Here is a 291-nt window from a genome sequence, read left to right on the forward strand (position 1 = left end):
CATCCAGTACCGACACGTTCACATCCAGTAAGCCTTCTGAAATCGCAACAGGTACGTTGGCAGCCCAGGTACCGTCACCGAGAACTGTCGCATTGAAGCTTTGCGTATCGCCGTTACCGTCTGTGATATCGATGGTTACGATACCGCCAATTTCGTCAGACGTACCGCTGATGAGCGGTGTATCGCTGGCCAGATCGGTGATCGGGTTGATGTTCAGCACTGGCAGTGTCAGGTCAATTAATCCTGAGGTGCTGACAGTTGCCAGATTGCCGGCATCATCCAGTACCGACA

Annotated in this window: 1 pseudogene; it reads right to left on the reverse strand. The window is 52.9% G+C overall.

Going from position 1 to position 291, the window contains the following annotated elements:
- A pseudogene (locus ACXAGR_RS23815) lies at positions 1 to 291 on the reverse strand (retention module-containing protein); the annotation flags it as partial.

The organism is Alteromonas sp. ABH4_457, from assembly GCF_056160625.1.